At 56.3% G+C, this 14,693-nt stretch carries 10 protein-coding genes; 3 read left to right on the top strand and 7 right to left on the bottom strand.

Annotated features, from left to right (window positions below; translation table 11 throughout):
* Positions 1-335: 335 nt before the first annotated feature.
* The 4 genes from LH23_RS23445 to LH23_RS11975 form a co-directional block, all read right to left on the bottom strand.
* Positions 336-803 carry a DUF6392 family protein gene (locus LH23_RS23445; RefSeq protein ID WP_071842717.1) on the bottom strand — a complete coding sequence of 156 codons (468 nt, stop codon included), beginning with the start codon at positions 801-803 and terminating at the stop codon, positions 336-338.
* A complete protein-coding gene (locus tag LH23_RS11985) occupies positions 803-2,491 on the bottom strand; it encodes an S-type pyocin domain-containing protein (RefSeq protein WP_231560118.1) in 1,689 nt (562 codons plus the stop codon). The genes LH23_RS23445 and LH23_RS11985 overlap by 1 nt, the downstream gene beginning before the upstream one ends.
* 488 nt (positions 2,492-2,979) lie before the next feature.
* Positions 2,980-3,405 (bottom strand): type III secretion system chaperone, encoded by a 426-nt coding sequence (locus LH23_RS11980; RefSeq protein WP_039291363.1) that lies wholly within the window; start codon positions 3,403-3,405, stop codon positions 2,980-2,982.
* A 4-nt stretch (positions 3,406-3,409) separates the two neighbouring features.
* Positions 3,410-8,902 carry an AvrE-family type 3 secretion system effector gene (locus tag LH23_RS11975; RefSeq protein WP_231560116.1) on the bottom strand — a complete coding sequence of 1,831 codons (5,493 nt, stop codon included), beginning with the start codon at positions 8,900-8,902 and terminating at the stop codon, positions 3,410-3,412.
* Between the two features lie 288 nt (positions 8,903-9,190).
* On the opposite strand from LH23_RS11975, the gene LH23_RS11970 reads away from it, so the two are divergent.
* The 3 genes from LH23_RS11970 (at position 9,191) to LH23_RS24270 (ending at position 11,887) form a co-directional block, all read left to right on the top strand.
* Entirely contained in the window at positions 9,191-10,312 is a 1,122-nt protein-coding gene (locus LH23_RS11970; protein ID WP_039291359.1) for a cupin domain-containing protein, read from the top strand.
* A gap of 604 nt (positions 10,313-10,916) precedes the next feature.
* A complete protein-coding gene (locus LH23_RS11965; protein ID WP_039291357.1) occupies positions 10,917-11,672 on the top strand; it encodes a MerR family transcriptional regulator in 756 nt (251 codons plus the stop codon).
* A gap of 122 nt (positions 11,673-11,794) precedes the next feature.
* Complete coding sequence (locus tag LH23_RS24270) at positions 11,795-11,887, top strand: hypothetical protein (protein WP_409335219.1); 93 nt, start codon at positions 11,795-11,797, stop codon at positions 11,885-11,887.
* On the opposite strand, the gene LH23_RS11955 is transcribed toward LH23_RS24270, so the two are convergent.
* From LH23_RS11955 to LH23_RS11945, 3 genes are read right to left on the bottom strand one after another with little or no spacing between them, the layout of a single operon-like run.
* On the bottom strand, positions 11,868-12,599 hold the full coding sequence (locus tag LH23_RS11955; protein ID WP_039291356.1) for an ABC transporter permease: 732 nt from the start codon (positions 12,597-12,599) through the stop codon (positions 11,868-11,870). The genes LH23_RS24270 and LH23_RS11955 overlap by 20 nt on opposite strands.
* Complete coding sequence (locus LH23_RS11950; protein ID WP_039291355.1) at positions 12,583-13,530, bottom strand: ABC transporter ATP-binding protein; 948 nt, start codon at positions 13,528-13,530, stop codon at positions 12,583-12,585. Before LH23_RS11950 ends, LH23_RS11955 begins: the two co-directional genes overlap by 17 nt.
* Complete coding sequence (locus tag LH23_RS11945; RefSeq protein WP_039291354.1) at positions 13,530-14,681, bottom strand: ABC transporter permease; 1,152 nt, start codon at positions 14,679-14,681, stop codon at positions 13,530-13,532. Before LH23_RS11945 ends, LH23_RS11950 begins: the two co-directional genes overlap by 1 nt.
* Positions 14,682-14,693 lie beyond the last annotated feature (12 nt).

The raw sequence follows: 14,693 nt of genomic DNA, 5'->3' as shown, positions 1-14,693 counted from the left end.
GACGTTCAACATTATTAATGTTATGGTATTTTTATTTATGCAATCGAGACCTACTACGATAATAACGTATTATACCTCGCACAACTATTGCCGTTTTCCCAACTAGCCATAAATATATTAAGAGATAAACACCAAGTAATATAAGGACGCCAATGCCACCTCTTAGATCTAAAAAAGACACAACATAAATAAAAAAACAAGTCTGAGTTACATAGATCAGTAAATGCAAAAATCTTATCAGCTTTATCATAAAAATCCCTTTTATTAACCCCACAACAATAAGAAATAAAGCACCACACAAAAATAAACCCCATGGCTTTACATTTGTAAAATAGCTACCAGCGTAGTTCAGATGTAATGATATAAGAAACTTCTATGACAAAGTTACTAAGATCATAATTAATTTGCATAGTAATTGGGATATCCGTATTATTTAATTGATATTTATCAACCCACCCTAATGAATGTCTAAGAATTTTTCTTGGCCCTACACTTCCTGCTGGTTGCCCAAATGTGGTCATAATCCATTCTCTCGACATTTTGTGCTGTAGTGGCGCAGGCAAATCATTTGGGAAAAGCCAATCACTGTCATCATCTCTCTGAATATATAGCGTAATTTCTTTCAGAATTTTATTTCTACGTAAAAATGATAGAAATACACCTTCTTTTACCATGTCTAAACTTATTGTCGGGGAGCCTGAATGCCCCTTTGGTTCAGTGCTATAAGGTATAAGATTGGCTTCACGTATATCTTTATAACTTTTACCAAGGTACGTAATCAAAACATCAATATTTACGGCCATTAGTATAATCCTATGTCTGAATTTAATTTATGAATTTTAGCTCTTGCCGCTTCAACTTGTTCTTCAGTTGCACCATGTTCTTTTAATGCTGGTTTAATCGCGTCAATATTACTATCAGCAGCAGATTTTAGATTTCTTGAATCGGATTCAATCCGCGTTGCATTACGTTTCCCATAGGTTTCACTAATCTTCTGATGAACTTTCTTTGGAATGACAATTGCTGCAACTTCATCTGAGTATTTTTCTAACTGAGCATCATTCAACGTTGGATCCAGCCTCAATAGATAAACCTCTACTGCTGCTCTTGATGGTATATGATCCGCTTCATACATTCCCTGGCGAGAGCGCCGAACAAAATCGCTGTACAACTCAACCTCCAAAAACTCCACCGGTGGCTTACTAAGATAAACATAAATCGGCGGAATATTCGGCAACGGCAGGATAAGAATATAATCCGCAAACGTCTTCTCTTCCGGTGCCGGGCTGGTGGTTGCCTCCAGACGCGTCTCTTCCGGCAGCGGATCAACGATGACCGGATTCGGGATCCTGACCGGCGTCTGGTTCCCGGTATTGGACGGCGCATTCACGCCTGAACTGTCCGGCGTCCAGATGATCGTTATACGCGGATCTTCTTCCGTGGTGAAGGTATACGCCTGCCGCCCATTATCCCACGCCATTTTACGCACGCGCACCGCATCTTTACCCGGCGGCGTATGCCAGCCATGCGGCACCGATCTGCCCTGGCCGTCGGTTTCCCAAGTATAGCGCACCCGGCTGGGGGCTTCCCGCATCTGCTCCAGCCGCATGCGGTCGATAAAGTCCTGCTCCCCGTCATTCAGCCTGCCGGGCATCATCCCCACCAGCACGGCGACGATGGGGGCTCCGGGGCCGCTCGTGGCAACTCTTCCAAGCCCGGTCGCCATTTCCCCCAGTTTTACTGCCCACGTGCCCGACGTAATTGCACTGCCGCCAATCAGGCCAAGGACGCTAGCACCTTCCACCGCCATTTGCACATGAGCGGCACTCGCGGCTGCAGCCCTGGCGGCCTGATAATCCATTTCCTCGTGGTTGCCGTGCCACCATTTATACAGGGCGCTTCGCTTCTTCGGCTTCGGGATCTCTTCTGCGGCGCTCTGTTTCTTCGCGGCCTGGGCATGCTGGGGGACATCATTCTCGTCCGATGGCTCTTCCGTAGGTAAGGCCTGGTAAAATGCCATTCGGGGAAAATTGGTGTGGGGTTCAGGCTCCGTCCCGGCGTCATTGCAGCCGTTTTCTCGCAGGCAGGATTTGGCAAATACCCGGTTGCAGTCGCGCTCTTCTGCCAGTGTCTTTGCCGCTTCTTCCTGCTTTTTTTCCATCTCTTTTTGTCGTATAAGCGCGGACAAACGCTCTTTTTCTGCCCGCTCTTCTGGCGTATCGTCCCTGATATAGCCGTCCGGAATGGACTGAATAAACCTTGCCCGGCACGGGCAGGAACTCACGCTATCAAGTGTCCCGGCAAACCTGCGTCCCTCATCCCATGTATCAGATGTGCCACCCAGAATTTTATAGGTTCCAGGATGCCTGCCGCACGTCACAAGATCGCCTTCGAGCGCGCCGGCCACGCCATACCAGCTGATCGTCTCATCCCCTGTCAGTATCCTGCCTCCGCAAGTCGTGGCGTCCCCCACTCGCAGATAAAACCCCATTGCCCCCATCAGTGCGCTCTCCAGTCCCTGTAGATGTGCCTGGCACGATCTTGCTCGTGCATCAATTCCATAATTACTGTATGGTTATTTTCGGGCGGGATATTAGCCGATATTTAATTTGAATAAAAAGAAATTTACTTTTACCGGTTCAGGTAACGCTTTCTCTTTATTTATATTTTTGAATTTAACTTATGATTAAACGATTACTTTTAGAAATGATTACCAATAACAAAGAAGCAAAACATGATCCTTAAATCAAAGCAAAAACAAGGAATGCAGGTAGTTATCAAAGGTAATTTATTTAGCAAAATTATACTTTAATAAAACACATTGAGACGTTTTAAAATATGTTTAGAAAAGAGAGTAACCATATAAAAAAGGGTTCATGCTCAGCACGAACCCTTTTTACTGCAACTACCTGACCGATCATCCGCCCCTTAAACGGCAGGTAACGCGGATATTCCCCGGTTTTTTTATATATACCAATATCAGCGCGGCACCGCCGCCTCCAGCAGCGAAGGCAGCTCGGCAATAAATGCCCTGACCTCCCCACTCTGGCTGATAAAGGCGTTTAGCCAGCCAGCAAACCGCTCGGCGTCCAGGGCAAACATTTCACACTGAGTGCAAAGTCGAATAGCATTCTCCCCATCGAGCGCCAGCCAGCAGCCGCGCATCGCGTTCATTTCAAAGTTCATCGCCAGCAGGTTCGGCAGCAGCGCCGTATCCTGCCCGGTTAATTCCCCCACCCGGCAGTGCAGCACCACGGCGCTGCTCTCCGGCGGCAGCTCTATCACCGCCGCCTCTTGCTGCTGCGCATCCGTCAGCAGGCACACGCCTTCCTCGAGACGAAGCGAGATCTTATGCTGTTTTCCCCAGGCATCAAGCCACTGTTGAAGCTGCTGTTGCATCGTCATTGTCTTATCCTCCTTTCACCATAAATCCTGCCTCGGCGGCGTCTTTCAGCGCCGATTTCACTTCTTTTTCTGCCTGGGCCACGCCCCCGTCCACGGTGTAGCTGAGCGGCGCGCTGTCGTCGTCGCCGTAGCTAAAGTTGATGGTGCCCAGGTTTTCGTTCATCGACAGCGACACGCCGTTTGAGCCGCCGAGTAAAAATGACGGCGTGGAGAACCCATCAGATTTACTCTGCGTTTTGGTAAACGCGATAGATTTCAGGCGCAGTTTGTCGCGATCTTTTAGCAGGTCGACAATCGAGTCCTGGGTGACCGTGTGGTTTGCCCACTGGTCGGCCAGCTTCTCACGCGGCTTGGTTTTCAGTTCAAGGGAGACCACCGCCTGGGAACTGCTGTTATCCTGCAGCCCGCGCAGGAGCGCTTTCAGCCGGTAATCCTCACCCATCATCTCGGTGATACGGTCGGCGTTACTCGGTGACATCTCACCTTCCATAAAGTGGCGCATAAAGTGGAACAAGCCGTTGTTGTCGATGCGCGAAAGGTTCTTATAGGTGGACTGGTACTCCGCCTTGTTCACCAGTTGCTGCTGGTTAAGCACCGCATTTTGCTGGCGCACGGTTTGCTGCAGCGACTGGAGCGCCGCCTGCGGGCCATTGCCCGTCAGCTCGTGGTGCCGCGACGGCGGAATAAAGCGGGCAAAGTGATTTTCCAGTTTGCCCAGCCGCTCTCCGGCTGATACCGGCAGGCGTGGAGCCCCTTCCACCGGCGTGAGTTCATCCAGAAGCTGGCGGCTGGCGAGGTCGGTAAACTCGCCGCGCAGCCCGGTGATAAGCGCATCCACCTCGGCATTGGTCGGTTCCGGCTGGGTATTCTGCACGGAAAGCGAGTCGGCCTGCTGCTGCCGGGCGGTAAGCTGCTGCAGCGTGTCGAGCAACGGGCGGCGAGTCTTCGCGTTATCGGCAGGCGGATACCAGCGCGTAAAATGGGCATCCAGTTGGCTGAGCTTGTCGGCCACGGAGATCGGCAATTCGCCTTCTTTTGGCTCCTCTTTTAGTTTGGCCAGCAGTTGAGTGGATGCGCTGTCGGTAAACTGCTTGCCCAACGTGGTCATCAGTTTTTCCAGGTGAACGCCCTCCACCGGCTGGGCATTTTTTAAGTCCACGGTGAGGCTGTGCGTCGTCCGGTTGTTGATCGACAGCTGCACGCTGGCCCCGACGCCGACGCCCACCGAGAAGGGATCTTTGTGCTTCGGCTGAATGGTGGTGCTGACCGGAATGGCGATGTTGGCCCCGGCGTTCATCTGGTTAAACGCCCTCAGGCGATGGTCGCTGTGGCTGACCCCCTGCCCTTCGGCGTTGCGGGAGTCAGTCCGCTCGCGACTGCCCGCCAGCAGGTTGGTGTTGGCATAGACGCCGCCGCCCAGGCGGGCGCTGGTCGGGAAATCTTTCTCGTGGCTGTCGGTAAACGGGAAGCCGACGCTCGCCAGCGCGGCGGCGTTGATGTCCACGCTGAAGCTCTGGGTTGCCCCACTTTTTACGCTGTGGTTAGCCCCCCGGTTTAAAAACTCCAGCGGATCCAGCGTGCCGCTGCTCAACTGTTCGATGAAACCAGGAATTTCGTGCTCCGCCAGTTCAAACGAGACGCCGTGCTGGGACTGAAGCTGCCCGCCCAGCGTGACGCCGCCGCCCAGGCGAACGCCCTGCGACAGCGGGTGCTTATGCTCGCCGTCGAGATAAACTTTGTGGGTTTTGTTGTAGTCGGTCAGCACGTTGTAGCCCACGCCCACAATGCCGGTTGCCGACACGGCACCGGTGCGCCCGAAGCTGACGTTAATCCCCGTGTCGCCGCGAGAAAAACTCATGGTGTAGCCACGATCTGCGCCCACTTTGCCGCCAACGCCCGCAACAACCTGAGTGCCCGGTGCCACTGTGGCGGTAGCGGACGCCCCATAGGTGCGGCTGAACGCCAGGTTCTCGCCGCTCTCCAGCGAGAGCACGGTGGAGACCATTTTGTCCTGCATTTCGCGCTGGCTTTCCGCCTGCATCACGGTTTTGGTGTTGATGTTAACGCCGTGGTTTTCTTTGCTGAACGCCTTGGTCATTGCTTTGATGGCGTCGTAGTTAGCCTCCAGCGACTTGTGGTTACCGAAGCCCTGGGTGGTGACCGTTTTAATCACGTTCCCGCCCCATTCGCTGTCCCTCAGCCGGGCTACGTTGGCGGCAATTTCCGTCATTTTGGCCGAACGCTGAGGTTCACTCAGCAGCGAGGCCTGCTGCAGTTCATCCACCGAATCATGCAGGGATTTCAGCGCCAGCACGTCCAGCATCACCCTGGATTTCACCAGCCCGATGTCGTCATGGATATCACGTTGCCGCCCCATCGGGACCTGTTCTTTCTGGTGGTTAAGGGTGATCTGCCGCGCCTCCAGCTCGGCAATAATCGCCCCCGCATGGTTGCTTTTATCGGCCGGGTAGCGCCGTAGCAATTCGTTCAGTTGCCCGGTCAGGTTATCCTGACGGCTGCTCGACGGGTTCAGCGCCCCGCTTTGGCTGTGGTTCAGACCAAAACGAGACGGCTTTGCCTCTTGTCGACGTTCGTCACGCACGCCATAGTGCTGGCCGATTTGCTCGCAGTAATGCGTGCTGCTGTCGGAAAGCTGGCGCGCAAAGCTGCTCATCTCTTCCAGCAGCGCTTTTTCCTGCGGCTGCCACTGGCGCGCCGTTTCCCCGCTCATGATCTCGAGGCGCTGGCTTAAGCCAGGGCGCGGGGCCGCTCTGCCCGGCTGCTGCGAGAGCGCCTTCAGCCGCTGGGTCAAATCCCCTTGCTGCTGGTAAACGTCTTTCAGCCCTTCGCGCCCGGCGTAGCGGTGCTGAATAGAATAGGCGGCGGTTTTTATCGGGCGCGGCCATTCCAGCGACGGGCGGAAGACAAACGTGCTCAGGCGAGTGCGGAACGAGGTCCGAACCTGCTTGCCGTCCTGCCCGGTCTGGCCGAGGAAGTTCACTTCGCGTTTGAAGGTGATCCCGGTGCCCGGCAGGCGCCAGTCTTTTGACGCTTTAGTCAGGCGCTCGTAGTTCTGGGCTGCCATGTTGGGTTCCGCCACTGGCGCGGTCACCGGGTCGCCTTTTTCCCAGGCCCCGGCTTTGAAGACAAACGTATTCCCCTGTTTATCCAGCGCGCTGATTTGCCCTTTAGCCGAAGTTTGCAGCGCGGTGAGCTCAGGCTGGCTACCGTCTTCATTGGCTGGCAAAACAGCCTTCGCTAATCCGTCGGCTTTGCCGCTGTTCCAGGCGTTTTCCGGCAGGCTGAACAGGCTCCCTTCTTTGCTTAACAGCCAAAGCTGCTTGTCTTCACCGAGGGCGAGATCGCTGACTTTTGCCGCATCCTCTTTCCCCGCGCTGCCGGGCACCAGCTTCTCAATTTGCTCTTTCAGTGTTGTCTGGCTTAGCGTCTGGGTGGCGCGCTGATTGCGGCGAGTGGTGGTGTCTATGTGGTGGAAGCCAATATCCCCTTTTTCGTTCACCGCCAGATAGCGGCGGCTGTCGATAGCTGTGAACGCCTGCGCTTTTTCGGCTTTGTCCAGCCCGGCCGTGGCCAGATCGGCGCTCACACTTTTCGTCACCTGCGGTAGTGCAAAAACGTTGCTGCCGTGGTCGACTTTGTTGCTGCTCAGGTTCACCTTGAGGCGCTTCAGCTCGCCGTCTTTCATCAGCCACGGCTGGCCGTCCAGGCCGCACTGCAGCTTGTCCGCTTTTTCGTCGGAAGCAGCCCACAGGCCGGTGGTTTCGTTGAAGTAGTGCACTTTGCCGTCGTGCAAAGCCAGTTTGCCGAGCCGCCCAAGATCCACCACATCATGGGCGGCAGGCGTGACCTGCGGCAGCCCTTTTTGGTAGTCCAGCACCAGGCTGTCGCTGAGGTTCCAGCTGCTCTGCGGCTTGAGATCGCCGCCGTGCCAGTGGAAGGTAATGGCGTGCTTCTGGTCGTACTTATCCTTCACGATAAGGTGCAGGCGATCGGTTTCATCGGCCAGCATATCTTCAATTCGCGCGCCATCCTCAACGGTTGCGGTTACGTATTGCGTGATGTTATCCAGCAGCGGCTTGTGCCGGGCTTCCCCAAAGGTCAGCGCCGTACTTTGCTCATCAGGTTTGTCGCCGCAGTGCAGGCGGCCATTGTTGTCCAGCGCAAACAGCAGCGGGCCATGTAACGCCGTTTTTTTCAGCGTCATGTTCTCGGGCAGCGTCAGCATTTTGGGCTGGGGATCGGTCGACGCCAGGTTGGCCACATAGGCCACCTGCGGCTTTTTATCGTCGTCGCTCAGCAGCACCAGAGCATCGCGCTTCGGGCCTACCGCATAGTGATCGATTTTGTGCTCAAAATTGACCTTGATCGTGTCACCCACGGCGCTGCCAAGCTGTTTGTCGTCATTCACCCGCCACAGCATGCCGTCACTCTGGCGCGACAGGGAGGAGAGTTTATCGTCCTCGCCGGAGAGCGATTGCCAGGCGTTGGCGGCGCTGTCAAAGCTATAGAGTTTCTTGTCGTGCAGGCGGTAGCGTGTGCCGTCGCCGTCGGTAACACTGTCCGTCAGGCGGTCGCGAATGCCCGTTTCCGGCAGGCGCACTTTCTCACCGCCAATCTCGACGGTCTGGCGATCGTGCCAGGAAAGATGCTGCCCGGCAGGCTCCAGGCTTGGGCGGCGCATAAATCCCCGATGAGGCTGGTGTACTTCTCGCCACTCTATTTTTTGCTGGCTGTGGCTGATGGCAATAAACGCGCCAGGCTGGCTGCGCAGCGTCATCAGTCGCCCTTCTTTATCCAGCAAAACATGCTGATGGCCATCGTCGCTGGCCAGATGGTTTTGATAACGCAGCCGGTCGTGGCCGATGGTTTTTTCCATCAAAGCGTGAAGAGGCGCAGAGGTCGCGGGCGTATCAATCTCAAGCCGCCCTTTTTTATCGAGCGACAGCCGGGTTTCCAGCAGCATGTTTTTTTCTGGCTCAATCTCCGGCGGCAGTTCGGCAAAGTGGCTGCCGGGCGTCCCCACTTCATTACTGGGGATGGCGTTCGGGTCAGACACATCCGGCTGGCTGTAAACGCTGGCGGAGCTGGCGCTGGGCTGGCTGTAGAGGCTTGGACTAGTGGCGCGAGAAGCATTGGCGCTGGCCTGGCTATAGAGACTTGGGCTGCTGGCGCGCGAAGCGCTTGCCGTGGCGGGGATCGTGATTTGCGCGGCTTCTTGTCCACCGCGATGCCGTCCTAAAAAACGGCTGAACATGCCTTTTTGCGGCGTCTGAGTAGTTGTCGCGCTCTGCCTTAACCCTCCAGGGGGCAGTGTAGCGCCCGCTTCGGCATGCAGTGACCCGGACGCGGTTTGCGTGGGTGCCGCCTTGCCTTGTTTTATCGCGGAGGCGCGTGACCGCCCCTGCTGTAAATCGGTAATTTCCCGGTCGCTTATGGCTCGCCCTGGCTTGATAAAAGCCGATATTCCTAATCCCATGCTGTTACCCCTTAACAGTCAAACACGTTCTCCGCTTAGTCAGTGGTAAGAATTCAGTTCCGGTTCCAGGCTAAATTTTCTTTAACTCTGTGTAAAACCAGACAAAACCAGCCACAGCAAGGGCTGCTGCCCGGTTAAACGCTTAAATAAAATCAGAAAAAACCGATAGCCCCGGCGTTTTCTGACCGGAGAAAAAGCGGGAATGTTGCGGCAGATTGACCCATGACAAGGTCGGCAGCGGACGCCGCTCCCTATAATCGGCCTCCTTCCGCACAGGGGTAAATAACCGTGGATTATCAACTTAATTTCAACTGGCCAGAGTTTATGGAAACGTACTGGCAGAAAAAGCCGGTAGTGCTCAAAAATGCGCTGCCTGATTTTGTCGACCCTATCACGCCCGACGAACTTGCCGGCCTGGCAATGGAAAATGAAGTCGACAGCAGGCTGGTCAGTTTTAAAGAGGGGAAATGGCACGCCAGCAATGGCCCCTTTGAACACTTTGATAATCTCGGTGAGACCGGCTGGTCGCTGCTGGCCCAGGCCGTTAACCACTGGCACGAACCCGCCGCCGCGCTGGTGCGCCCTTTCCGTGTGCTGCCGGACTGGCGGCTGGACGATCTGATGATCTCGTTTTCCGTGCCGGGCGGCGGCGTTGGCCCGCATATCGACAACTATGACGTGTTTATTATCCAGGGCATGGGCAGCCGCCGCTGGCGCGTAGGCGATAAGCTGCCGCTGAAGCAGTTTTGCCCGCACCCGGCGCTGCTGCACGTAGAGCCGTTCACGCCGATCATCGACGAAGATTTAGCCCCCGGAGATATCCTCTACATTCCGCCGGGCTTCCCGCACGACGGCTTCACCCATGAAACGGCCCTGAACTATTCCGTCGGCTTCCGCGGGCCAAACAGCCGCGATTTAATCAGCAGCTTTGCCGATTACGTGCTGGAAAATGATCTCGGCGGCGATCACTACAGCGACCCGGATCTCACCTGCCGGGCAAACCCTGGCAAAGTAGAAAACTACGAGCTGGAACGCCTGCGCGGCATGATGACGGCGTTGATTAGCCAGCCGGAAGCGTTCAACCAGTGGTTCGGCAGCTTTGTGACCACGCCGCGGCACGAGCTGGATATTGCTTCTGCAGAGCCGCCTTACGAGCCCGAAGAAGTGGCCGCTGCGCTGGCTGGCGGAGAAGAGCTGATTCGCCTGAGCGGGCTGCGAGCTCTGCAGGTTGGCGAGAGTTTCTTCGTCAACAGCGAACCGCTGGATGTTAACCATCAGGCAGCCGCCGTGGCTATGTGCCGCTACACCCGGCTGACCAAAACGGAGCTGGGTGCTGCCGTGGAGGATGACGAATTTATCCGCCAGCTGACGGCGCTGATTAACCAGGGATACTGGTACTTCGAAGATTAAGTTTGCCCGTCTGAAACCTGGCTAATCGGAGAGAAAACTAAGGCGATTTAAGCCGGAACCGTGCCTCGCTTTACGATTAACATTTCCCCAGGCACAACGTCGCGGGCTGTTTTACCCTCACCCTAACCCTCTCCCTAAAAGGGAGAGGGGATAAACAATGCATCCCGTTATATGTTTTCTCCCTCGCCCTAACCCTCTCCCTAAAGGAAGAGGGAATAAACAATGCATCCCGTTATATGTTTTCTCCCTCGCCCTAACCCTCTCCCTAAAGGAAGAGGGAATAAACAATGCATCCCGTTATATGTTTTCTCCCTCGCCCTAACCCTCTCCCTAAAGGAAGAGGGAATAAACAATGCATCCCGTTATATGTTTTCTCCCTCGCCCTAACCCTCTCCCTAAAGGAAGAGGGAATAAACAATGCATCCCGTTATATGTTTTCTCCCTCGCCCCTTTGGGGAGAGGGCCGGGGTGAGGGGAAGATTTGAAAGCAAAAGGTGACTAAGCAACAACGCCAATCCCCCAAGAAATCCCACCATAAGAAGCCAAACTCACCAGAACTTACTACAGTTAGTAAGGGCCTCCCCTTAAGGTATCAGGTGACGATATGGCGCTTTATTCCATCGGAGAAGTGGCTGCGCTTTGCAATATTAATCCGGTAACCCTCCGGGCCTGGCAGCGGCGTTACGGGTTGCTCAAACCTAAGCGAAGCGACGGCGGGCATCGCTTGTTTGACTCCGCCGACATCGAGCGGATTCGCGAGATCCAAACCTGGATCGAGCAAGGCGTACAGGTCAGCAAAGTCAAAAGGCTGCTCAGCGGCGAAAACCGCGAAAAAGAGCACGCCTGGGGAGAGCGACAGGAGACGCTGCTGCGCCATCTGCAAAGCGGTAACCCTAACCTGCTCCGCTCTTGGATCGCCGACATTGGGCGTATCTATCCGGCGCACACCCTGGTGCAACATCTCTATCTTCCGCTGCGTCGCCGCCTTTACGGGCAACAGATTGCGCTGTGCGCGCTGCTTAGCCTGCTGGATGGCGCCCTGATCAACTACATTGCGATGTGTATTGCCACCGCGCGCAAGCAAAATGGCAGAGATGCTTTAGTGGTGGGCTGGAACGTGCAGGACACAACGCGCCTGTGGATGGCGGCGTGGATTGCCAGCCAGCAAGGCTGGCGGGTCGATGTGCTGGCTAATTCGCTGAGCAACCTGAAACCGGAGCTTTTTGACCGGCAAACGCTGCTGGTCTGGTGCGGTGACTGCCCCGGAGAACGGCAAATAGACCAGATAGAATCATGGCGTAGCGCAGGGCTGCCGGTATTTGTGCTGGGCAATATCGAACGCAGACAGACTAAAGAGTGACGGCGATAAAGAGGGAAAATCGGCTTTTTCCCTCTTCGCCACAATCAAAGGTTCATTAACAACCCCGCTTCCCTTTATAATCGCTTCGTTAACAAACGGAGCAACGGATGAAACTGTCAAAAATGGCCCTTGTGGGCGGAATGCTGGTTATGGCGATCGGCGGCATTGGCGGCGTGATGCTGGTCGGCTACATCGTTATTTTGCATGGCGCGTGACGTAACTTTCGAGGCGCTCAAACAGGCGGTCAGTGACAATTGCCGCCAGCGCCACCAGCACCGCGCCCTGAATCACATAGGCGGTATTAAAGCCGCTTAGCCCGATAATAATCGGCGATCCCAGCGTGTTGGCGCCCACGGTAGACGCTATCGTCGCGGTGCCGATATTAATGATCACCGATGTCCTGATGCCCGCCAGAATGACCGGCGCGGCGAGCGGCAGTTCCACCTTACGCAGCATTTGCCCGCGGCTCATGCCGATGCCAAGCGCAATCTCGCGCGCGGATTCCGGCACCGCACCAATCCCCGCCAGCGTCCCCTGTAAAATCGGCAGCAGGCCGTAAATCACCAGCGCGATGATCGCCGGCTCTTGCCCAAACCCCATCACCGGCACCGCCACGGCTAATACGGCCACCGGCGGAAAAGTTTGTCCGGCGGCGGTAATGGTCTCCACCAGCGAACGAAACTCCTCCCCCGCTGGACGAGTGACCAGAATCCCCAGCCCCACGCCAATTACCACCGCAACCACGCTGGAAATCCCCACCAGCGTTAAGTGCGCCAGCGCCAGAGAGACAAAGCTGTCCTGCTGGTACATCGGCCTCGTCAGCTGCGGGAACAGCCAGCTAAACAGCCCGCTGGTGTAGGGCAGCAGCACCAGCAGCGCAGCAAAAAGTGCGATAAGCCACAGCAGAGGATCACGCAGCAGGCGCATGTTCTCTCCTCCTGACCAGGTCGCTAAAGTGCAGCACGCCGCAGGGCTGATTCTGCGCATCCACCACCGGCAGTTTTTCGCACTGGCGGTCGATAAACAGCGAGAGCGCTTCGCGCAGCGTCATGTCGGCCCGGATAGGCTCACCTTCCAGACGCTCATCGGCGCGAATGCTGTCCGCGACGTGACGCAGCGAAAGCAGCCGGACGCCCAGCTCGCTGCGGCCAAAGAAATCACGAACAAAATCGTTGGCCGGGTTAGTCAGCAGCTCCAGCGGTGTGCCCTGCTGGATAACTTTGCCACCGTCCATCAGCACAATGTTGTCGGCAAGCGTTAAAGCCTCGTCAATGTCGTGCGTCACCAGCACAATGGTACGCCCCAACAGCTGATGAATGCGGATCATCTCCTGCTGCAGCGTCGCGCGGGTGACCGGATCCAACGCCCCAAAAGGCTCGTCCATCAGCAGCACTTCGGGGTCGGCCGCCAGCGCACGGGCCACGCCCACGCGCTGCTGCTGCCCGCCGGAAAGCTGGTGCGGATAACGGTCGCGGAACTGCGCGGCGTCCAGGCCTAACAACTCCAGCAGCTCGTCAATACGTTCAGCCACCCTCGCTTTCGGCCATTTCAGCAGCTCAGGCACCGTGGCAATGTTCTGCGCCACCGTCCAGTGCGGGAACAGGCCGATGGACTGGATGGCGTAGCCCATGCGGCGGCGAAGCACTTTCGGGTCAAAGCTGCGGATTTCTTCCCCGGCAAAACGAATGCGCCCTTCGTCGTGTTCCACCAGCCGGTTGATCATCTTCAGCGTGGTGGACTTACCTGAGCCGGAGGTGCCAATCAGCACGGTGAATTGCCCTTCACGGATGTTCAGCGTCAAATCACTGACCGCCGCTTCGCCGTGGAAGTATTTGCTGACGCGATCGAACTCGATCATTATTTTGCCTCCAGCAGAGAAATAAACAGCTTAAACAGCGCATCGACGATCACCGCCAGGGCGATAACCGGCATCACGCCAAGCAGAACCAGATCCAGCGCGCTGCTCAACAGCCCCTGAAAAATAATCGAGCCAAATCCACCCGCGCCAATCAGCGCGGCGATCACGGCCATACCGATAGTCTGCACGCAGACCACACGCAGGCTGCGGAGCAGCACCGGCAACGCCAGCGGCACTTCCGCTCGCCAGAAAATTTGCGCCCGCGACATGCCCATGCCCAGCGCGCTTTCCACGATGTTGCGCGGCACCTGCTGCAAACCCGCCACCACGCCGCGCACCAGCGGCAGTAGCGCATAAAGCACCAGCGCAATCAGCGCAGGCGCGACGCCAATTCCGCTCACGCCAATTTTCCCCAGCCACGGCAGCCAGGCGGCAAGACCCGCCAGCGGCGCAATAAGCAGGCCGAACAGCGCCACGGACGGCACCGTCTGAATGACGTTGAGCAGAGAAAACACGCCGGATTGCCAGGCCGGGCGGCGATAGCACAGGAGTCCCAGCGGGACGCCAATCAGCAGCGCCGGAACCAGCGTACCGGCCAGCAGGGCCAGATGGCGGCTCAGGGCATCGTCAAACACATCCTGGCGGTTGACGTACTCCTTCATCAGCGAAAGATCGCTGAAGTAGCCGGTAGCCAGCAGCGCGACGGGGACGACCCAGACCTGGAGATTCAGCAAGAGCCGCCACAAAGGGCTGGCTGTGAGGCGGTTAGCCGCATCGGCGCACAGCAGCAGGCAAACCGCCAGCATCAGCCACAGGCCGCTGCCGGGAGAAGTACGCGCGAGGGAACTGCCCTCAAGGGCAAGCTGGCTCGCGGTGTGCCCCAGCAGTAACAGCAGGCCGATAAACAGCAGTTCACCGGTGGCAATAATCACCAGCTGAGTGAGGGCGCGTGCGGGTGCCAGCGTCAGGCCAGCCAGCATCAGAAAAGGAATCGCCAGCCAGTAATGCAGCGTGCCGGGCAATTGAGTGATGCCCAGCGGCTCGCCGGAAACCAGGCGGTTAGGCGCGTTGTTGATGATCGGGAGTAACATCAAGGCGGCCGCCAGCAGTAACACCAGCAGCAGCAGTACCCTGTTATGAATTTTTAGCAAACGTCATTCCAG

The sequence above is a fragment of the Cedecea neteri genome (assembly GCF_000758305.1).
GTDB classification, from domain to species: Bacteria; Pseudomonadota; Gammaproteobacteria; order Enterobacterales; family Enterobacteriaceae; genus Cedecea; species Cedecea neteri_C.
Note: the sequence above shows the minus strand (reverse complement) of the source record. Positions and strands in the feature narration are given on the sequence as shown.